Here is a 19,930-nt window from a genome sequence, read left to right on the forward strand (position 1 = left end):
AAGAAAGGGTGTCCCTATGAACGCCTACAAAACAGATGAATTATATATGAAAATTTCGGAACTTGCTTATACTGATGTTCCCGTAGGGAGAAGTAATATTCTGGACAAGGAAGAGTATAAAGATTGGAGAACAGTTGAACCTGACGGAGCAAAGCTGCACAGAAAATATTCTGGATTTGATGCAGTAGTACTTGAGAATCCCAAAACCAACCAAGTGATTATCGGTTATCGAGGAACTGAACCAGAAGGGAAGTTGACAGATAAATTCGCGGATTGGGAGACAGATGCTTTTGATGTCGTAGGAGGAAGAACGAGAAAGCTTGAAGATTCCATAACCGACCCAGAGCGTCATAATATCTTCAAAAATAGTCCATTCAAACTCATGATGGATAATTCAAGTTGGGAAAACAATCAGTTTCATCAAGCTGAAGAATTGTATGAGGCTGTACAGAAGGCTTATCCTGATTCAGATATTTCGTTAACAGGCCATTCTCTTGGCGGTGGTTTAGCTCAATATGTAGCTGCTCTTCATGATGTATCTGGTATGACGTATAGTGCTCCAAGTGTAATGAATCTGCTGGATGATATAAGTTTGGCTAAGGTGAATGAAGGTCACTTTGACAACAAAATGGTTAATGTGGTTCATCCGAGTGATTCTGTAGGAGCTGGCGGAGTAAGTGAATATGACAGGCACGTTGGACTTACGGTGTACAAGGGACAGGATTTTGATACCGCTAATGCAATGTATCAGAACTGGAAGTTTCAATTACAGTTAAAGGTCCCTTTTCAACCTCTCGGTGCAGGCTCCCCGATGTTGGTTCATGACGTTGGAATAGATGTAGATCTAGATAAGCTGTACATTGGAAATATCGTTAGATTATTGGATTCCTTCTCCAAGGACGAAGGCAAGGGGTACCACTCCATGAAGCAATATGAGTTTGATAAGGAGGGGAACTTAATTGGCCCGTTAATCGATCGGAGTACGGGAGAGACGCTTGATATTTCTCCAAGATGGACTGCACATCAGAAAGCAATGGCTGTGTTCTCTAATGTGATGTCTGGTGCAGTAGCTTCGTTTATATCTGGAGTAGGTAGTTCTGGTGGCGGTAAGATTCAATTAACACCGGAAGAATTAGCGCAGTCTGCTCGAGAAATGAGACTGAGTTTGAGTGGATTTTCCAACGATGCACAAGCTTCTTTTCAGATGTTCCAGACCCATATAGCAACGAGCGAAAGTCAGTCTTTTACACCTATTGCTTATAATGCAACAGCTACTTTGCAACAAATTAAGCGTTGGTACCAAGAATCCATAAGTGAGATTGCAGATTATATTGAACGAAAGAGAGAAGATTTCGTAATCGCCGATCAGCAAAAATAATAATGGAATTTATATAGATAGATTAACAGGAGGAAAGTGGACATGGGCAGAATATCCGTATCCCTGTCGGATTTACGAAGAGCCGTTCAACAATGCGAACAATTGCAGCAACGACTTGTACAACAGGAACAGAAGATGCGTTCGATTCATGGGAGGTTGCAGCAGGACTGGGTAGGAAGATCGGCAGAGGAGTTAACTTATAAGATGCAGTCTTTTGTAGAGGGAGCATCTGTGAAACTGACTGAACTTGAAGCTCATAAGGAGGAATTGAAGCAATACATTCGCAAGATGGAGGAAGCGGACAGAGAGGATCAAAGAAATCGCAGCAGGATACAGTGATTGTCTATATCTGCTCACACGTAAATAGTCAGATAGGAAGTAATCTTCCCACCTAACTATTGTTGCTTCGTTCATGTATCGATTGAAGTCACTTGCGCAAGCAGCTATTACTAATTAGTGTAAATCAGTATTATTCTTGTTCAAAGTTTGAATTTTCTCTTGGATATACTGGTGGTAATCGCGGAAGCTGCTGATGTGATGCAAAGAATCGGAGTTCTCAGACTGGATCTTAATTTTACCGTCCTGAGGCAAATTTTTCATCTCAGCAATGACGGATTTGGAACCTTGGATATCTCCGGACATGTCCTGAATTCGCTGTAATAATGCTGGATGTCCTTCATGCTGGAGCATTTCGGCGAGCGGTCTCATTTCCTCCAACTTTTGACTCGACCGTTCAAGTGTGGTCATCACCTTGTCTCCATCTGTACTTGCGCTAAGCGAAACCATTCGGTGGATGTGATCTTTCTCCATACGCTCAAGCGCCTCAAGATGGGAAGCTTCCAGTCGTTTGGGGTCGTTCCAACTTTCCGACCGAACAGTGTCATTTTGCTGCTGGGATGCATTATTCGCAGTGCCGTTACCACATCCCCATAACAGAGTCGAGCAGGTTAACACGGCTCCAATGGCGATGATACTTTTTAACCTCATGCTGTCACTCCTTCAATAATTTCCTGAAGGTAGTATGAGCTATAGTATTCAAAATCATGCTTCATCTTTTCATTTCTTTCCCATAATTAACAAAGGCAAAGAACGAGCTAACTGTATGTATCATTGCAGTGTAGCCGGATCTTATTTTTTGGGATTGCGGCTATCGATGAACCAACCCGGTCCTGTCACACTGATGACTTCACGTGTGTCATAGTTATATGAAACGGTAATATGCTCATCTTCGTGACCTGTTACATGACCATACAGGTACAAGCGGGAATGGACTGAAGGGTCGTCAATATCATGACTCGTGATGACAAAGTCTGCGTCATAATACTCCTTAATGTATTGGATGCTGACGGGTGTAGCTTTTTCAAGAATGTTTTGCTTATCTGATGTGGACAGGCTAGAACATCCTCCGATTGCAAGTGTAAAAACAAGTAAGTATAGAGCCATAAGTTTTGTTTTGATCAAGCTTTCATTCTCCTTTTTGGTGATAAACTCTAACGACACTTTTATTCTAATTTTTCTGCTAGTACAATTGCAACGGAATGTAACGAGGTGAGAAGTTAATGAATCTTTACACTAATAACATATGGCGCTGGACCATTAATCTTCTGTATCCTGCCATTATCTTTGTCTTCCAGAGCTGGGGACCAATATTGGATTCCTGGACGGGTCCCATTTTGTTTGTCGCGCTGTTCTGCTTTCTATGGAGCGATGTAAAAGACATGTTCCTCTCAACGGGACTGACATGGTTTATTGCCATCCCGTGTTGGTGGTATTGGATTGAACGTCCAAAACCATCGTTCGGTGCAGAACATTTTGCCGCACATCTATGGTTAATTGTACTTATGTACATTGTCTTCGTGCTTATTCCTCAGATGTTAATCCTGACTACTCGGTTGCGGGTAATGGATTATATTAGGGGGAAACAAATATGAGTCGCTTAAAAAGAATCAACAAGCCATACTTCATCTTCCTTATCTGGAATGTACTCATGATCGGCGCTGTACGTGGATTAACCTTCCAGCATGAGCCGGGTAGAGGGGTGTCTGGTAACGGTAACCTGGGACTTCTGGTGTTAGCTCCATCTCTTCTGACCTTTCTCATTCTCTGTATCTGGACGACAAATTTGTCCAAATGGTGGTTATATGATCAGCGTCAGCGCTGGGGAGGGAAGATATATGCCTGTGTACCCTTCGCGGCTCTCTTGCTGTGTGTGTTGTCTGTCGCTTGGGAGCTACACACCATCAACGACCTACACCTCCAGCTCAACGGATTTACGAATGATCCGGATTCGGCCGTTTACCGTTTTGGTTGGCTGAACCAGTACATAAACACCTTGTTTTATAACGTGCCGATCCTGCTGTTCGGCCTGTCTTTCTCCATATTGACAGGCTGGCTGATGGAATGGAAACTTCGCAGTCCTAGGTCCACCTAATCCGAACTGCAAACGAAATAAATCCTTCATCAAGACAAACACCCCTTAGCCGTCGTTTCATACGGGCAAAGGGGGGTTCACGTTCTTGCTAGACTTTCCTTTTATATTTCCCTGTATAGGGGATGGTGAGATGGATTTTCAGATCCTGGATCGAGTCTTCGGTAAGCATCATCTTGCTGCCATTGTTTGATAACTTACGCCAGAGCTTCGGATTTTTGCGATACAGTTTCTCCTGAAGGCCGTAAATATCCACACCACGCTCAAGGCCGTGACGATAGGTCTGCATAATCTGTTCCTGCAACTTCACTTCGCTAATCTGGATCATCTCCTCATAAGAGGTGGGCACCAGATATTCATACAGGGCAGTTAGGTATTGGGCATCAATATTGAACTTGACCTCTTCACCCTGAATGACAGGCTTGATTTTAATCTTTGGTAAACCTACACTGAGTGCCCCATAGATCGTTCCATCCTTCTGCACAAGCAAGGGAGCACGCCGCATGTCCTTGATCAGCCAGTGATAACCGGGAAGCTGACTGCGTGGAAGGTATTCAAAGTCAACGCCTGTCTTTTCGAAAAAGGCCCCCTCGATTAGAAATAAATCCTTTTTCTTCTCGTTCTCGGCCCATTGGGAATTGTTTAAGGCAATACTGGGCAGATACGTCGTGGTAGCCGGATCATTATGCGTTGCAATGAGCTTGAAGCTAAGCACGGGCGGATACAACGATTCTTCCAGATAAGTCGGGAGCGGATTATGAAGAATGCTATCCAAGGGCGACATATTATAAATGGACGTTGCACTTAGAATTTTCTCCAGTGGTTCGCGGGTTCCGTAGACCCAGGTCGTATAACGGGATTCTGGGAACCGTCCCAGCATATCGAACACTTCTTTGATGTGTTTGCTGGTGAGCACACCTTCCGCCATAACGATGGCTGTCACATGCCCCCAAGCCATGTGCAATTGAGCTGTGCGGAACAGTTCGTTCAGCGCCAGACTCATGGTTTTCCCTTCGGCATGGCCGACCCATACAGGTGGGATATCTGCACTTTTGGTTGAACTTTCACTTTTGGCGACACTGGCAAAATCCAGCGTTTGTACATACAGGTGATACATCCCGTCTTTGTAATCAATGCCAAAGGCTTTGGCGTAGTCTACCTGTTGAATCTCAAAAGCACTCCAGCATCCACTTGTCATCACGCACATCGATAGGCTTAACAGAACCAGCGTACATCTCCGCAACAAACGCTTCATCTTCCGTTCCCTTTCTTGCGGGGTTCTTGTGTTTCGAGATAGACGGGTCTGCGTTTACCCAGGCCTTTTGGCAGTTTGAATAATGAAGCTATCGCTTGTTTGAAATGAAGCGGTGTTAACGGCGTGAGATACGGAATGCCAAATGATTTGAGATCGGTCAGGTAGATGAGGAACAGAATCAACGACAGGATGAACCCAAAGATGCCGAGGGAAGCTCCCAGGACAAAACAAAGGAAGCGCAGGATCAGCACAGAACTGGTCATAACCTGGTTCACAATGGTTGCTCCCGCTACAACAGTGACTGCGATGATGACAATCATGAGGGGAGAGACCATACCGGCTCGAATGGCGGAATCTCCGATGATCAAACCGCCAACGACAGTTAATGTCTGGCCGATGGCACTCGGTAAACGTACCCCCGCCTCACGGAACAGCTCCATGAGCAGCATAATGAGAAACATCTCCACTCCCGATTCCATCGGCAGTCCCATACGGCCTACCGATATCGTGGCAACCAATGGGAAAGGAATCTGATCCATATGAAATGAGGTCAGCGCAATATAAAAGCCAGGCAGGAACACGGTGACCATCAGGCCAAGAAAGCGCAGCATCCGCCCTACGTTGACAGCTAAGAAGGGAAAGCTGGCATCTTCCGGTGATTTGAGCAAAAGAAACAGATTGACTGGCCCAATAATGGCGCTGGGATTGCCGTCTACAATGAGGATAAAACGTCCATTCAGGAGACATTCTGCAGCAAAGTCAGGCCTGCCCGTATAATGGGTGACGGGAAACAAAGTGATTTTCGAAGGTGACAGCAATTCTTCCAGTTCATTGGCGGTCAAAATACGTTCGGTCTCAATCTTACGCAACCGATCCTGGACGTCTTCTATTAGCTCCGGGTTCGCGATATTCTTGATATACATCAGGGCTACCTTGGTTGCAGAACGTGAACCGATCATTTCGATATTACAGGCCAGCTGGTTCGTACGCAGACGTGTACGTATCAGAGCAACATTGACGGCAAGGGGTTCAATGAATCCGTCTCTCGCTCCGCGAATCGAAACCTCGGTGGTCGATTCCTCCGGCGTTCGAGTGGGGATGTTGGAAATATCAATACTCCACATGGTTTGCAGGGAAGGAATACAGATCAACATATGGCCTTCAAATACACGGAGAGACATCAGTTCAGTTCCAAATGCCGGATCTTGCAGATCCATTCGGGTCCAATCCAGGCTGATGCATTTTTCAATGTCTGATGTACGGATAAAGTGTGTATTTTCATATGTTCGTTTGAGTTCTGGGAGAATAATATCGTAGATGGCTTCACTATCTACCATACCGCTGCAATAGGTCATAAGGAGTTGCATCGGAGGTTCTCCGAACATATGACTATTGATGATGACATCATCAGATCCGGCAAAAAAGGTATTCAGGTTGTGCTCGTTCATTCGGAACGGTTCAACTTCGCGGTTATTCTTGGGCTGGGTTGAGATCGGCATGTTCGGGAGCCTCCTTGTCCTTTTTGTGGATTAATGCGGCTATTGTTAATATCACGGTAACGACAGAGACATAGGCGAGCATGACCGGGAACTGAATATGGTCCACATAATAATCCACGTAATCAATGCGCCACCATTGCATCGCCATGAAGCTCATGATGACGGTGATGGTAAGAATGGCGATATATCGTTTCTTCGGCCTGCGGAAATTCAGCAGATCGACGATGAGATACAAAGATATGGCCACTCTTGCGAAAGAACCACTAAGCCACTGATAGATGGACAGAAAGTCAACGTGTTGCAGCAACTTGCCGATATTTACAAGTTTCCATTGCTCATAGGGACTGTTCCGTTGTTTTGCTGCTTCTTCTGGGCCGAATTCCACGATGGCTCCGATGGTTGGTCCAATCGCCATACTAAGCATGAACAAGCCGAGGATCAGAACATACCACCACCGAATTTTGCCTTTGACTTCATGTTGGAACAGCATGAGAATCCAGATTTCCATAAGCCCGGCAAGGGAGTAGATCATGCCCCGCCACACGGGGCCCATGCCGTTCTCCATGATCGGGAACAATAGGCTGTAGTCCTTATATTTCATATTGGCGGACATTACAAAATAACCGAGCAGAACTACAAAAGGCAGTAGAAGACTGGAAGTCATGGCAATGGAGCGTATGCCTTTAGCCGCTGCCCACGCAGCAACCAGTGCTCCGCCACCAGCCAGAACATAGGGAGGCGTGAATTGAAGATATGTGGATACGGTCCAGTTAGTTGTCTCGTACAACGTATGTGTGCCAAGTGTGAACAGCAGAATGGAAGCAGAGATCCGGAAGATCCAGGAAGGAACAGCACCGAATTCTCGTGTAATCCAATCTGTTAGCCGCTGTCCACGTACACGTCGAATGATGATATACATCATACACAGAAACAACATGAACAGTGGAGCGGCGGCTACGACAGACAACCAGCCGTCTCTGCCGCCAGCTTCGAGTATCGCTGGAACAGACAAGACATGGCAAACGAGCCCTGCACTTAATAAAAGGATGGAAAAGGACAACCAAATGGTAATTTGACCTTTTTCACGACTCATGGAAATCCTCCTTTCCAATGAAGGAAGTTTCCGTTAGGTTGTACAGCATACAGGAAGTTGATTCCTTTTTCAGATTTTTTCACAGAAAGTTGCAACCGATATGGACGGACTAAGCAGAAAGCTTTAACATACAGATATAGCAATGTCGAAGACAAGCACTGAGCGAAGCATAGAGAAATAGGGAGGAAACCTGCGATGACAAATACAACGAAGGCACCTGGAGAGACGAAAGTTGGCTTTATTGGTACAGGCGTGATGGGTAAAAGCATGGCTGGGCACATCCAGCAAGCGGGATACCCGCTTCATGTGTACACGCGAACTGCTGCCAAAGCGGAAGCGTTGGTGAAGGAAGGTGCCGTATGGCATGACACACCAGGCAAACTGGCTGCCGCGTGTGATGTCATCATCACAATGGTGGGGTATCCGAAGGATGTCGAGGAGATTTATCTCGGTGAGGATGGTCTCGTGGCCAATGCCAAACCGGGTTCATATCTGATTGATATGACAACATCCAGTCCGCTACTGGCTGCACGAATCTTTGAAGCTGCGGAAGCCAAAGGACTGCATGCACTGGACGCGCCTGTATCGGGCGGTGATATCGGAGCGCAGAACGCGAAGCTGTCCATTATGGTTGGAGGTAGCTCGGAGGCCTTTGAAGCCGTGCGTCCGCTGTTTGAGCAGATGGGCACCAACATTGTGCTGCAAGGCAAGGCGGGAGCCGGGCAGCATACCAAAATGTGCAACCAGATTGCCATTGCCTCTGGCATGATGGGGGTATGCGAAGCACTTGCCTATGCCAAGACGTCTGGTCTGGACGCGGAGACCGTGCTGAAGAGCATTGCTACCGGTGCAGCCGGAAGCTGGTCGCTCAGCAATCTCGGTCCGCGCATGATCGCAGGCGATTATGAGCCTGGATTCTATGTGAAACATTTTATCAAAGACATGGGAATTGCACTGGAGTCTGCAAAAGCGATGGGCATGAAAACGCCTGGTTTGGCTCTGGCCGAATCTCTGTATCAGGAAATAGCGAATAATGGTTTGGACGAGAAGGGTACTCAGGTGCTCTACACCTATTATCTTCAGGCTTAACATCCAAGAGAACAGCAGCGTATTCTTTTTCTATTCAGGAAAGGGTTGCGCTGTTTTTTTCAATTTTGCGGTTTGTTTATGCGTCTAAAGTCACGGAATTGGTTAAATGTTCATATGTACTTTGCGTATTGGAGAGATTTTGATCGTTTTCCCTTTATTTTTACCCCGCTTTATCCGACATAAGTAATAGAAGTTTACATAATGAATGTGTCAAAGGATGTTATTCCTCCTGTAATGGTCACCCGTAACCCACACTATAATAGAACGGAGCTTGCCCATGTTCAAGAAAATCCTGTCTCTGTTCAAGACACAACCAGAGCTTGCGAACCAGATTACAGCCTCCGCTTCAGCGTTACCATCGACGACAACCATTCCCCCGCGTATGGTCCGTAGTAAGCGCAAGAAAAAGGCGGAAGGGGATTGGACACGCCAGCCGGAGGAACCTAGTACAGCAGATCAGCTGATCGGTCTTCCAAGTCAATATAAAGTGCTGAACGACCTGCTCGTTACCAATCCGAAGTCACGCTCCGGTTATTCGCAGATTGATCATGTCGTGATCGGTCCGCGGGCAATCTTCGTGATCGAAACCCGAAATCTGACGACAGGTGAGATTCGCGGCGGAAGAAGAGAGGCCAATTGGTCAGTCAGCAGCAGCCGGGTCAAAATGTACAATCCACTCATGCAGCATCGTGCACATGTGGAAGCCATCCATGCACACCTCGGAGACTACAAAAGAGTACGTCTTGTCTCCATGGTGACCTTCACCAACCGTTGCCGCATCAGTGTTGATCCTGCTGTGAGATACGTGAATTCAGATGAACTGATCATCTACGATCATGAATTGGTGGAAACGATTCAGCGCAAGACGGAACGACTTGAGACTGAAGTTCCCGAAACAGTCTTTCAAGAGAAGGATATTCAGGCGATCTACGCTCTGCTCTCATCGGTCAATTCCACCGATCCTCAGATTCGGTCAGAGCATATGGAGAAGGCTAAAGGGATCAAATAATTACGCTTCACGAACACTGTTGTCCATACGGGCGGCAGTGTTTTTGTGTTGCGGTGGTAGTTAATGTGCGAGTAGTAAAAGGCTTTAGACACAGGTATATCGTCGTATACAACCGATTTTTAACTTATGATAGAATGTAAACCATGTCTAATTGTGTATCGCGCATGTTATATGAAAGGATATTTTTGTAAGTGAGTGTTCAAGTCTTGGAGCAGAGGTTAATGGTTCTCAGGAATATACATAGGATAGGGGAAGATTATACGATGAAATGGAATTATACGATAAAGACGTTCACAGTTATGCTTGGTTTGGCAGCGATTCTGACAGCTTGTGGTGGCGGAGCGAAGGAGACGTCATCGCTGGAGTCTGCTTCCGGTACAGAAGTTGCTTCATCAGAAACAAGCAGCTCGAATGCTGCCGTAACAGAAACCGCAGCAACCGGTTCGAATGGGAGTGAGGAGACAGGTTCAGCCGCAAAAGAATCTTCTTCAGCCGACGACGGCAAGATTGGAAAGGACTCCACACTGGAAGAGTTGAAGCAGCAGTATGCCGATAAACTCGGTTATATCCGTATCCCGCTTACGGATCATCCGGTGCGTCGGGTCAGTGAGGAAGGTTCCAAAAATATTAATGTAGCCAACTACAGCGATGCCGTTGTGGACATGAATGCAGGGGTGCCAATTCACTCTGATTCGCAGCGGTTGATTGATGATGCCTTTCCCTTTTTTACAACCGTACAAGCACCTGACGAATCTTATATAACTTGGGAAGAAGCAACCAATCTGGAGCGTGCCATGGTGAAAACACTGTTTATCGCGCGTGAAGGCCTGCTGATTACCGAAGATGCGATGAAAAATAAGGATTACAGCAGTACATCGTTCCAGGACTCCAAAGATTTTTTCAGCATTACCGCGAAATTTGAATCCATGGCGCCTGTCGCACAGCATCCGCGTGACATTACGTTGAGTACGTTATACGACAAAGCCCGCACGTCGTGGGGCAAGCTTGCTGCGATGGACCCGGAGCAGGATGAAGCGGCGTTTGCCGAGATGTACAAGACGACGAGAACCGATGCCAATAATGCCATGGGGTTGCTTAATGTTCTGTTGTCTACCAATGAGGAAGAACGGATCAAAGAGATTTACAGGGAATAAAAAAGCCGTGATTCAGAGTTAATCTGGATCATCCTGGTAACATGTCTGGATCACATGCCTTCAAACTCTGACTACCGATTGAAGCGGGGTCAGGGTTTTTCTGGTTTTTTCCAATAGGTGTATGATATGTTTTTAGGAGAAAGACATGTACGGAATATAGGTGAGGTGTGTGAAAGATGTGGTGGATGAAATTTTGTAAACGCTTTAAATTTAAAACGAAGCTTATCTTGTTTTTATCTACCGCAACGGTCTTAATCTCCGGAATCACAGGGTTGATCACCTATCGCATCCATATCGACCTGTTCAATGAAGAGGTCAGTCGCCAGTATAGTCTTACCGCAGAGCAGATTCTTGCACGTCTGGATTCCAGGGTACACGACATGTATAAAGTCACCGATTATATCACACTGAATCCCTCCGTAAAAAATGCCATCAAAGCACAGACCTCTGGCATCTCGTCCTATGATCAGATGAAGCTGGAAGATGAACTGGATGATCAGTTGTATCAGGTAAGGCTGGATGCACCGGAGATCATGGGGCTCCGCATATATGACCTGAAGGAAAACATATTTAATCTCGGCGCCTTTGCCGGCTCATTTCAACAGATGGATCCTTCCTATCTGGCAGAGATGGTTCATAGACTGGAAGGAACGGGCGGCGAATATGGTTGGAATCGTTTGGGGCCGGATGCTTTCTTGCAGGAGGAACAATCCAATTGGATTCTGGCGGGACGATTAATGCGGTCTGTTGATCTGGAGACCTATGGCGTAATGCTAATTCTGTTTAACACCTCGTTGTTCGAATCGTATCTCAAAGATCTGCGACTGAACGAGGAAGTTGCTGTCTACTTGTTTGACGCAGATGGTGAGCTTCTTTATGCCTTTCATAATCAGGATGCGGATCCACCACCACTTACCGAGCTAAGCCTAGGGGCGACTGAGATCAGGGACGAGCAGGGAACAACCCAATTGTATACGAAGCAAACGTCAGACAAAGCGGGCTTCACTTTGGTCAGCAAGGTCTCACTCGCTCAGATCCAGAACAAGGGAAAGATCATTGTAAAAGTTGCTGTGTTCTCTGCGCTAGCCAGCATATTATGCTCCTGGTTCATCATTACCGTAATTAGCGGCAGACTGTTGCGTCCACTTGCGAGTCTGGTCAACGCGATGAAAAGAGTGCGTGAAGGACAGTTCGATACACGGGTTCGGATCGAGACACGGGATGAGCTCGGTTTTATCGGTGAACGATTCAATGCAATGGCTTCCCGGATTGATACGCTTATACATGAAGTGTACGAGCGCGAACTCAGTGAAAAAGAAGCTGAACTCAAAGCTATTCAGGCCCAGCTGAATCCCCATTTTCTGTATAACACGCTGAGCATGTTTTTCTGGAAGTTCTATATGCTTGGTGATGAGAAATCGGCTCGCCTGGTCACTGCCTTGTCCGAGATGCTGCAGTATACGCTGGAACCCGTGCAGCAACTGACGACCGTGCAGGATGAGATGAAGCAAATAGATCACTACCTGCAGATTCAGCAGGCCCGGTATCAGGAAGCCTTGTCGATTGAAATTGCCGTTCCTGCTGAATTGCTTCGCTGTCAGGTGATCCGACTGTTGCTTCAGCCCATCGTGGAGAATGTTTTTGTTCATGCCTTCTCGGACAAAAGGAACAACCGCCATCTGGAGATTCGTGGCTCGCGGCAAAACGGGCATGAAGGAGAGCTGGATCTGCTCATCATTGAAATTTCAGATAACGGCTGCGGCATGCACGCATCGGTCATTGAACACATTATGACGCCAGTGGCACATGCGGATGAGGAACGTCAGCACATTGGCATGCGGAGTGTACTTCGAAGAATTGAGTTGATTCACGGTGAACCCTACGGTGTACAGATCGAGTCGACTGTGGGAGAGGGTACGCTAGTACGTCTTCGTTTGCCTTATCAGATCGGTGAGGACTCATGCCGGGAAATTCAGGTGACTGAGAGGAGTAGGTTCTGTTGAATGGACGTATGCTTGTAGTGGATGATGAAGCATTATTTCGTCAGGGTCTGATTCATCTGGTTCGCAATAACCCCCTCGGGTGGGAGGTCGTCGGGGAAGCGGCCGATGGAGAAGAAGCGATACAGGCTGTACACAGCTGCACACCCGATCTGATCATTACGGATATCAACATGCCTGTGATGGATGGTCTAGATTTGGCCGAACGCATACACGAGAGTGGACTGGACATTATGATTATCATTTTGACAGGTTATCGTGAGTTCGAATATGCACAGCGTGCCATCCGCTATGGAGCAATTGAATTTTTGTTAAAGCCGTTCTCGCTTGATGAAGCATGTCAGGTGTTACAAAAGGCACATGAACGATATCGCCGAAAACAGTCCGACATTCGGATCAGGGAACAATACAGCCAGGTGGACCGTACCGAGAGACTGCGAGAGGAACTGACTTCACTGGTGCTCCATCATCAATTCGGAGCGATAATGAATCGGATCGAGATGTTGCTAGAAGAAGCGTCCGGGATGAGCTTGTCACAAGGCAAAGCGGAGATTCATATGCTTATGAAGGTCATGATGGACTTACTGGTACAACAGCTTCAGCCTCAGGAATCCGGTGGTATGGACTCAACTGCCCCAGATCCACTGCTCTGGATTCATACCATACCTGAAGTCATCGCTTGGGCCAGATGCAAGAGCGAAGAGTGGGTGGATATGCTGATGCGGCTAACTCAGGAACAGCAGGATCATGTCGTTACACGAGTTATACAGTATATCGAAATGAACTATTCCAGCACATGCACGTTGCAGGCCGTGGCTGCCCATGTTCATGTGACACCCAACTACTTAAGCCATTTGTTCAAAAAAGAGACAGGACAAGGCTTCAGCCAATATGTCAGCAAGCGCCGAATCGATAAGGCGAAGTTGCTGCTGCACAGCACTCGGCAGAGCATGGCAGATATCGCGGAACTGACCGGGTTCGATAACTCCAGTTATTTTACAACCGTATTCAAACAGATGACGGGGGTATCGCCCCGCGAATATCGCAAGCAAGTAGCCAAGTAAAGTACCCGGTAGCAATCCTCCTTGAATTGCTGCAGGGTCACAATTAAAGAGAAGCCTCCTCTTAATATCTGTTCGTTTCCAAGGGCAACCCCACCATGTGGGGTTATTTTTGCGTAGAAAATTATAAAAGGATCGTTAAATAACAAATGTTTACGCTTACATTTTTATCTAAAATACAACTATAGTACATCAACAGTAGAGAGGAGTGATGGATGTGAAGGGGGAACTGACCGCAGGTCCGCCGTCTGGATTACAACCGCCGGATAGTGAAATGAAGCATCGGATTCGGCAGCAACGGCTTCGACGATTCAAGATGAATATACCGTTAATCTTGATGTTTGTTCCGGTGATTATGTTCTACCTTACCTTTCGTTATGCACCCATCGGAGGGCTGGTCATGGCCTTTAAGGATTACAACTTCTATGATGGGCTGTGGAACAGTCCATGGGTGGGCTTTCAGCATTTTCAGATGCTGTTCAGTGATCCGCGCACGGTGGAGATTATTCGCAACACCTTGTTCCTCAGTCTGTTAAGCATCATTATCGGGTTTCCCATTCCAATTATTCTGGCCATTATGCTGAATGAAGTGCGAAACATGGCCTTTAAGCGAACGGTGCAGACGGTGGTCTATATGCCACACTTCTTTTCCTGGGTCATCATTGCGATGATGATCATGACGGTTTTCTCTTTGGAAAATGGGATCGTAAATCGCTGGGTCGAGGCCTGGACGGGAGCACCTTATCCGTTCATGTACAACAAGGGTTCATGGGTTGCGGTGTTTGTTGGCTCAGGGATCTGGAAGGACATGGGCTTTAATGCCATCATTTTTCTCGCGGCACTAACGACCATTGATCCGAGCCAATACGAGGCTGCACAGATGGATGGGGCCAGCAAAATGCGCCAGATCTGGCATGTCACCCTTCCGGGTATACGCTCCACCATTATTCTCTTGCTGATTCTATCGATGGGGCGGGTGATGGAGGTCGGATTCGACCAGGTGTATATGCTTCAGAATTCCAATGTCAATGAGATAGCGGATGTAATCAGTACCTATATCTACCGCACCGGTCTTCAGGGAGCACAGTTCAGCCTGACAACAGCGATGGGATTGTTCGAATCACTTGTTGCATTTATCCTCATCTTTAGTGCAAATTATATCGCGCGTCGATTTAACGAAGGTTTGTGGTAGGGAGGGAGAACAGCATGAGAAAAACCAAAGGAGAAAAAGCCTTTTATCTAATCAATTATGTATTGTTGTCATTGGTTGCCGTCAGCTGTATCCTGCCCTTACTGAACATTGTTGCCTTGTCATTTAGTGATGCGAGAGCGGTTGTTTCAGGGCAAGTGGGGTTATGGCCCGTCGATTTCACCTGGTTCTCCTATCACAGCCTAATTACGGGAACGCCGATTCTGAATGCATTCTGGAATAGTGTGGAGATCACATTGATCGGTACAGGGCTCAGCATGGCGGTGACGATTATGGCGGCATATCCGCTGTCACGTAGACATTTTTATCATCGGCGCTTCTTTACGATGGCGATGGTGTTCACAATGATTTTTAACGGTGGACTCATCCCGACTTATTTGGTCGTGCAAAATCTCGGTCTTGTGAACAGTTACGGCGCGCTTTGGCTACCGGGCCTGGTGAGCACGTACAACATGCTGATTATGCGATCTTATTTTGAAAATCTGCCAGGGGAAGTGGACGAGGCTGCACGCATCGATGGTTGTGGTGAACTGGGGCTTTTGTTCCGCATCGTGTTGCCATTATCCAAACCTTTGCTGGCGACTATTGCTCTCTTTTACGGCGTGGGTTACTGGAATTCGTTCATGAGTGTGATGATTTATATCAATGATACGTCCAAATACAACATGACCGTGCTCGTCCAAAATATGATTATGTCCAATCTGAATGTACAGGATTTTACCGATCCAACGATGATATCGAATCTGACCCCGGAAGGCATTCGGGCAGCAGCTGTCATTGTGATGGTCATACCCATTTTGGCAGTGTATCCGTTCTTGCAGAAGTACTTCGTTAAAGGGGTCATGCTTGGATCAATTAAAGGTTAAAGCAGGCTGTGGGTTAACCCGCATGGGTTCATATTACAGGAGAGAAAGAGGGTCTTATCTATGGCGTTAACGATGAAGGCATGGATGAAGTCGGGTCTCGTTCTGGGCTTGATCGGTGGTTTGCTGGCGGGATGTACAGGAGGTAACGGTAGCGAACAGGCGGAAGGCGAAGGCAACAGGGGGAACATCACGTCAACAATCTATGATCGGGGCGCGGTCCCAAGCGGCATGGGTACAATCGAAGATAATATGTGGTCCAAGTGGATTAACGAGAATGGCCCGGCTAATGTAAAATATACAGCAGTTCCCCGCTGGGAATCCCAGTCCAAACTTAACGTATTATTCGCTTCTGGCAGCGCACCGGATATTATTTTTGAATTCGGTACGCCGATCCGTAACACACTGTTTAATCAGAAACAGCTGATGCCGTTGGATGAGTTGATCGAGAACTCGAGTGTGGAATACAAAGCCTTGATGGAGAAATATCCCCAGCTCAAGAAGGCCGGCATCAAAAGCGATGGTAAGCTCTATGAAGTGGGACGGATGAACGAGGTATTTCCACTGACGAGCTTTTTCATACGGGAAGACTGGCTGGAAAAGTTGAATCTGGAGGTACCGACCAATGAGGAAGAGATGTTGGCGGTAGCCAAGGCATTCACGGAAAATGATCCCGATGGAAACGGAGCTAATGATACATACGGCATCGGTGGATTTCAGTTCGGCGATACAGCGGGTCTGTTTCGCTATATGTACAACGCCAACTGGGTGAATGTGGAGGACGGGGAGATGGTGGTTGGTCCCAACAACATGAAAGAAGCCACGGCATTCAAACGTGCATTATATGAAGCAGGTGTGGTCGATAAGGACTTATTGACCGACAAGGATGGGGCCAAGGCGAAGCAGGATTTCCTGAATGGCAAAATCGGTATGTACGCGGCCATGACTTCGGATTATACCGGGTTTGCAGCGAAGGAACTGGATACACTGATGCAGAATGTTCCTGAGGCCAAATTAAAGGTCATCGCTCTGCCAACCACGTCCGTAGGACAGCACACGATGGTGTGGAATAACCCCGTTCAGATGACTGCAGCTGTGAATGCGCGAGCCAAAAATCTGGAAGCAGTTATGCAATATATCGATTTTCTGACCAAAACAGAGTCAGGCCGGACCTTCAAAAATGGATTTGAAAAAACGCATTATACGTTGAACGATCAAGGCTGTCCGCGTATCTCGGATCAGGAGAAATACAAGCAGGAGATCAGCTGGGCAGGCGATTACGCCATGTTGTACAGCCGTCTGGAGGAAGGCAAATGCGGGTACACAGAAATGCTGTTCAGCGAAGAGATTCCGTCGCAGAAGGAAGGACTTCGACTATTCAAAGAAGCGCGTGAGGTATACATGACGGATCTTCCGGTAGGAGAGGGTGTTACCCATTCAGAACATATGCCGCAGCTACCCAAGGAGCTTCAGGTGAAGTTGACCAATGTGACAACAGCGATCAACGATATTTTTACCCGTTCCATCATTGGCGGAAGCAAATATACGATCGAACAGGCTGCAACGGAAGCACAGCAGAAGTGGGAACAAGGCGGTGGCCCGGAGATTGAAGCATGGTACAAAGACTGGTGGGGCAAGGAAAAGGATAATGTACTCGTCTGGGACGACTTCTATGAAATCTATGAACAACAACAGGCTGATTTTGAAAAAGCAGAGTGAATTCATGGATTCAAATTATTCATAAAATTTATAATTTTGGTGTTGGTAGAAATAAGCGCTCTGATCCCCTGATCAGAGCCTTTTTATGTTTGGGCTTCAAATAGGGGAATATTTGACTGAAAAATGAAGTGAATAGAAAGTTCTCGCATCTCGCTTGAAACCATATCCAGAACGATGCGTATCATAAGGTATTAATTGTTTTTTAATGTAGAATATTGCCGTATTTCAGAGTATAGTTAAGGAATAATTTAACTTATATTCAATCATGATGTAAGGATGAAAATTACTGAAAACCATGAAAAAAAGTGAAGAGCACCATGTATGAAACTATTGGAGGTTGAGTATGAGTTCATTTAAAAGTTGGTTAAATTCAACAAAACAAGGACTTGAAGAGCAAGTCAAAAAGTTTAAAAATAAAGATTTTATGGATGCCGTGGTTGCAGGTTGTGCACTGGTTGCTTTTGCAGATGGTTCCATTGACGAAGCGGAAAAGAACAAGATGGCCGGTTATATCAACCTGAGTCAGGAATTGAAAGTATTCGATATGGCTGAAGTGATTACACGCTTCAATCATTATGTCGCGAACTTTGAGTTCTCTCCAGAGATCGGGAAGCAGGAAGCACTGAAGGCCATTGGGAAATTCAAAGGTAAGCCAGATGTAGGACGCGTTATTGTGGGCGTATGCAGTGCAATTGGTTCAGCGGACGGCAACTTTGATGATCAGGAGAAAAGAGTTGTTGCCGAGATCTGCAATGTACTTGGACTGAATCCGGGTGAATTCAATCTCTAAGTAGAGTAGATATTTTACATGTGAAGGGAGGTGAAAATCAGTGGCAAGCATTAATTTGGTCAAAGGACAGAAGATTGATTTAACCAAAGGCAATGCAGGACTTACGCAGGTGATTGCTGGTCTCGGTTGGGACCCGGTAACTGCCAAAGGGTTCTTCGGAAGAAAGAAACAAGCGGATATCGATTGTGATGCATCGGCGATCATGTTGAATGAAGAAGGCAAGTTGGTTAAGGACTCCAACCTGGTTTGCTTCCACAACAAGCAAAGTGCATGTGGTTCGGTTATCCACTCAGGTGACAATTTAACAGGACAGGGAGACGGTGACGATGAACAGATCAAAATGGATCTGTCCCGTATTCCTGCTGATGTTCATAAAGTATTAATCGTTGTTAATATCTACGATTGTGTCAATCGCAAGCAAGATTTTGGCATGATAGAGAAGGCTTATATTCGTATTCTGGATGGTAAAAACTCCAGTGAGCTCGTGAAGTTCAATCTATCCGATAACTACACAGGTTCAACAGCGTTGATCTGTGGGGAATTGTATCGTCATGGAGGCGAATGGAAATTCTCGGCAATTGGAGAGGGTTCCCATGCGGTACATATCAATGAACTCGCTCGCAGGTACTCCTAAGTACAAGATTTAACCTAAATCGACAATAATCCTGATATTCATATGTCACGATAACTACAATACACTTAAATAAGCGAGGATGATCATACGATGGCAATTAATCTCTCTAAAGGTCAAAAAATCGATCTGACTAAAACGAACCCAGGTTTGACAAAAATCACAGTAGGCTTGGGCTGGGATACCAATAAGTATGATGGTGGAAAAGACTTTGACCTGGATGTATCGGTATTCTGTGCCAATGCAAACGGTAAAGTAGAAGGCGAGAAAAACTTCATCTTCTTCAATAATCCACAAAATGAAAATGGTTCTGTTGTTCACACTGGTGACAACCGTACAGGAGATGGCGATGGTGATGATGAGCAGATCAATATCGACCTGCCTAACGTACCCGCCAATGTAGAGAAGATTGCATTCTCCATTACGATCTACGAAGCTACAGAACGTAGCCAGAACTTCGGACAAGTCTCCCGTGCTTATGTGCGAATCGTTAACGAAGCAAACAACGAAGAACTGATTCGTTTCGACCTGGGAGAAGACTTCTCCATCGAAACGGGTGTAGTTGTTGGTGAATTGTATCGTCATAGCGGCGAGTGGAAGTTCAGTGCCATCGGTAGTGGTTACCAGGATGGATTGGTTGGATTGACACGCGATTACGGTTTGCAATAGGACGTACAGAACGACTTACAGGATGGGAAGAACCGTCTCCTGGGCGGTTCTCCTTTTCATTTAATCACATATCTTGGAAAGG

General features: G+C 46.3%; 20 protein-coding genes. 15 read left to right on the forward strand and 5 right to left on the reverse strand.

Going from position 1 to position 19,930, the window contains the following annotated elements; translation table 11 throughout:
* Positions 1 to 16 precede the first annotated feature (16 nt).
* Both J2X75_RS16215 and J2X75_RS16220 read left to right on the forward strand, forming a co-directional pair.
* A complete protein-coding gene (locus J2X75_RS16215) occupies positions 17 to 1,378 on the forward strand; it encodes a lipase family protein (protein ID WP_310337879.1) in 1,362 nt (453 codons plus the stop codon).
* Between the two features lie 42 nt (positions 1,379 to 1,420).
* Positions 1,421 to 1,717 (forward strand): WXG100 family type VII secretion target, encoded by a 297-nt coding sequence (locus J2X75_RS16220; protein WP_105600972.1) that lies wholly within the window; start codon positions 1,421 to 1,423, stop codon positions 1,715 to 1,717.
* Between the two features lie 114 nt (positions 1,718 to 1,831).
* Here J2X75_RS16220 and J2X75_RS16225 read toward each other — a convergent pair whose 3' ends face one another.
* Positions 1,832 to 2,365, reverse strand: a complete 534-nt coding sequence (locus tag J2X75_RS16225) for a hypothetical protein (RefSeq protein WP_310337883.1) — start codon at positions 2,363 to 2,365, stop codon at positions 1,832 to 1,834.
* 141 nt (positions 2,366 to 2,506) lie between these two features.
* Positions 2,507 to 2,839: a hypothetical protein gene (locus tag J2X75_RS16230; RefSeq protein WP_310337885.1), complete on the reverse strand. Its 333-nt coding sequence runs from the start codon at positions 2,837 to 2,839 to the stop codon at positions 2,507 to 2,509.
* Between the two features lie 98 nt (positions 2,840 to 2,937).
* On the opposite strand from J2X75_RS16230, the gene J2X75_RS16235 reads away from it, so the two are divergent.
* Positions 2,938 to 3,309, forward strand: coding sequence for a hypothetical protein (locus J2X75_RS16235; protein ID WP_310337887.1), 372 nt, complete (start codon positions 2,938 to 2,940; stop codon positions 3,307 to 3,309).
* The gene (locus tag J2X75_RS16240) at positions 3,306 to 3,809 is read left to right on the forward strand and encodes a hypothetical protein (protein WP_310337888.1); all 504 of its coding nucleotides are present in this window, start codon (positions 3,306 to 3,308) and stop codon (positions 3,807 to 3,809) included. Before J2X75_RS16235 ends, J2X75_RS16240 begins: the two co-directional genes overlap by 4 nt.
* Before the next feature lie 88 nt (positions 3,810 to 3,897).
* Here J2X75_RS16240 and J2X75_RS16245 read toward each other — a convergent pair whose 3' ends face one another.
* The 3 genes from J2X75_RS16245 to J2X75_RS16255 are packed head-to-tail and all read right to left on the reverse strand — an operon-like array spanning position 3,898 to position 7,653.
* Positions 3,898 to 5,061, reverse strand: a complete 1,164-nt coding sequence (locus J2X75_RS16245) for a Ger(x)C family spore germination protein (RefSeq protein WP_310337889.1) — start codon at positions 5,059 to 5,061, stop codon at positions 3,898 to 3,900.
* Entirely contained in the window at positions 5,058 to 6,560 is a 1,503-nt protein-coding gene (locus J2X75_RS16250) for a spore germination protein (protein ID WP_310337891.1), read from the reverse strand. The genes J2X75_RS16245 and J2X75_RS16250 overlap by 4 nt, the downstream gene beginning before the upstream one ends.
* Positions 6,532 to 7,653, reverse strand: coding sequence for a GerAB/ArcD/ProY family transporter (locus J2X75_RS16255; protein ID WP_310337893.1), 1,122 nt, complete (start codon positions 7,651 to 7,653; stop codon positions 6,532 to 6,534). Before J2X75_RS16255 ends, J2X75_RS16250 begins: the two co-directional genes overlap by 29 nt.
* Positions 7,654 to 7,848: 195 nt before the next feature.
* Between J2X75_RS16255 and J2X75_RS16260 the strand changes: the two genes are divergently transcribed.
* The 11 genes from J2X75_RS16260 (at position 7,849) to J2X75_RS16310 (ending at position 19,848) form a co-directional block, all read left to right on the forward strand.
* Positions 7,849 to 8,742 carry an NAD(P)-dependent oxidoreductase gene (locus J2X75_RS16260; protein WP_310337895.1) on the forward strand — a complete coding sequence of 298 codons (894 nt, stop codon included), beginning with the start codon at positions 7,849 to 7,851 and terminating at the stop codon, positions 8,740 to 8,742.
* A gap of 277 nt (positions 8,743 to 9,019) precedes the next feature.
* Entirely contained in the window at positions 9,020 to 9,751 is a 732-nt protein-coding gene (locus J2X75_RS16265) for a nuclease-related domain-containing protein (protein WP_017690394.1), read from the forward strand.
* Between the two features lie 263 nt (positions 9,752 to 10,014).
* Positions 10,015 to 10,905, forward strand: coding sequence for a hypothetical protein (locus tag J2X75_RS16270; protein WP_310337897.1), 891 nt, complete (start codon positions 10,015 to 10,017; stop codon positions 10,903 to 10,905).
* Positions 10,906 to 11,132: 227 nt separating this feature from the next.
* A complete protein-coding gene (locus tag J2X75_RS16275; RefSeq protein ID WP_310337898.1) occupies positions 11,133 to 12,908 on the forward strand; it encodes a cache domain-containing sensor histidine kinase in 1,776 nt (591 codons plus the stop codon).
* Positions 12,905 to 13,969 (forward strand): response regulator transcription factor, encoded by a 1,065-nt coding sequence (locus J2X75_RS16280; RefSeq protein WP_310337900.1) that lies wholly within the window; start codon positions 12,905 to 12,907, stop codon positions 13,967 to 13,969. The genes J2X75_RS16275 and J2X75_RS16280 overlap by 4 nt, the downstream gene beginning before the upstream one ends.
* Before the next feature lie 271 nt (positions 13,970 to 14,240).
* A complete protein-coding gene (locus tag J2X75_RS16285) occupies positions 14,241 to 15,158 on the forward strand; it encodes an ABC transporter permease (RefSeq protein ID WP_310338498.1) in 918 nt (305 codons plus the stop codon).
* Between the two features lie 14 nt (positions 15,159 to 15,172).
* On the forward strand, positions 15,173 to 16,042 hold the full coding sequence (locus tag J2X75_RS16290; RefSeq protein ID WP_310337902.1) for a carbohydrate ABC transporter permease: 870 nt from the start codon (positions 15,173 to 15,175) through the stop codon (positions 16,040 to 16,042).
* Between the two features lie 60 nt (positions 16,043 to 16,102).
* Positions 16,103 to 17,758, forward strand: a complete 1,656-nt coding sequence (locus tag J2X75_RS16295) for a type 2 periplasmic-binding domain-containing protein (protein WP_310337904.1) — start codon at positions 16,103 to 16,105, stop codon at positions 17,756 to 17,758.
* A 343-nt stretch (positions 17,759 to 18,101) separates the two neighbouring features.
* Positions 18,102 to 18,548 carry a tellurite resistance TerB family protein gene (locus J2X75_RS16300; protein ID WP_091015805.1) on the forward strand — a complete coding sequence of 149 codons (447 nt, stop codon included), beginning with the start codon at positions 18,102 to 18,104 and terminating at the stop codon, positions 18,546 to 18,548.
* A 40-nt stretch (positions 18,549 to 18,588) separates the two neighbouring features.
* Positions 18,589 to 19,182 carry a TerD family protein gene (locus J2X75_RS16305; RefSeq protein WP_091015803.1) on the forward strand — a complete coding sequence of 198 codons (594 nt, stop codon included), beginning with the start codon at positions 18,589 to 18,591 and terminating at the stop codon, positions 19,180 to 19,182.
* A 90-nt stretch (positions 19,183 to 19,272) separates the two neighbouring features.
* Positions 19,273 to 19,848, forward strand: a complete 576-nt coding sequence (locus J2X75_RS16310; RefSeq protein ID WP_076213449.1) for a TerD family protein — start codon at positions 19,273 to 19,275, stop codon at positions 19,846 to 19,848.
* Positions 19,849 to 19,930 lie beyond the last annotated feature (82 nt).

This window comes from Paenibacillus sp. 2003 (assembly GCF_031455635.1).
GTDB classification, from domain to species: Bacteria; Bacillota; Bacilli; order Paenibacillales; family Paenibacillaceae; genus Paenibacillus; species Paenibacillus amylolyticus_B.

Excerpts from the sequence above, each read along its gene's own strand:
- J2X75_RS16225 (WP_310337883.1), bottom strand. The coding sequence starts at position 2,365 with ATGAGGTTAAAAAGTATCATCGCCATTGGAGCCGTGTTAACCTGCTCG.
- J2X75_RS16250 (WP_310337891.1), bottom strand. The coding sequence starts at position 6,560 with ATGCCGATCTCAACCCAGCCCAAGAATAACCGCGAAGTTGAACCGTTC.
- J2X75_RS16295 (WP_310337904.1), top strand. The coding sequence starts at position 16,103 with ATGGCGTTAACGATGAAGGCATGGATGAAGTCGGGTCTCGTTCTGGGC.
- J2X75_RS16310 (WP_076213449.1), top strand. The coding sequence starts at position 19,273 with ATGGCAATTAATCTCTCTAAAGGTCAAAAAATCGATCTGACTAAAACG.
- J2X75_RS16285 (WP_310338498.1), top strand. The coding sequence starts at position 14,241 with ATGAAGCATCGGATTCGGCAGCAACGGCTTCGACGATTCAAGATGAAT.
- J2X75_RS16290 (WP_310337902.1), top strand. The coding sequence starts at position 15,173 with ATGAGAAAAACCAAAGGAGAAAAAGCCTTTTATCTAATCAATTATGTA.
- J2X75_RS16255 (WP_310337893.1), bottom strand. The coding sequence starts at position 7,653 with ATGAGTCGTGAAAAAGGTCAAATTACCATTTGGTTGTCCTTTTCCATC.
- J2X75_RS16240 (WP_310337888.1), top strand. The coding sequence starts at position 3,306 with ATGAGTCGCTTAAAAAGAATCAACAAGCCATACTTCATCTTCCTTATC.
- J2X75_RS16265 (WP_017690394.1), top strand. The coding sequence starts at position 9,020 with ATGTTCAAGAAAATCCTGTCTCTGTTCAAGACACAACCAGAGCTTGCG.
- J2X75_RS16270 (WP_310337897.1), top strand. The coding sequence starts at position 10,015 with ATGAAATGGAATTATACGATAAAGACGTTCACAGTTATGCTTGGTTTG.
- J2X75_RS16215 (WP_310337879.1), top strand. The coding sequence starts at position 17 with ATGAACGCCTACAAAACAGATGAATTATATATGAAAATTTCGGAACTT.
- J2X75_RS16220 (WP_105600972.1), top strand. The coding sequence starts at position 1,421 with ATGGGCAGAATATCCGTATCCCTGTCGGATTTACGAAGAGCCGTTCAA.
- J2X75_RS16260 (WP_310337895.1), top strand. The coding sequence starts at position 7,849 with ATGACAAATACAACGAAGGCACCTGGAGAGACGAAAGTTGGCTTTATT.
- J2X75_RS16235 (WP_310337887.1), top strand. The coding sequence starts at position 2,938 with ATGAATCTTTACACTAATAACATATGGCGCTGGACCATTAATCTTCTG.
- J2X75_RS16300 (WP_091015805.1), top strand. The coding sequence starts at position 18,102 with ATGAGTTCATTTAAAAGTTGGTTAAATTCAACAAAACAAGGACTTGAA.
- J2X75_RS16245 (WP_310337889.1), bottom strand. The coding sequence starts at position 5,061 with ATGAAGCGTTTGTTGCGGAGATGTACGCTGGTTCTGTTAAGCCTATCG.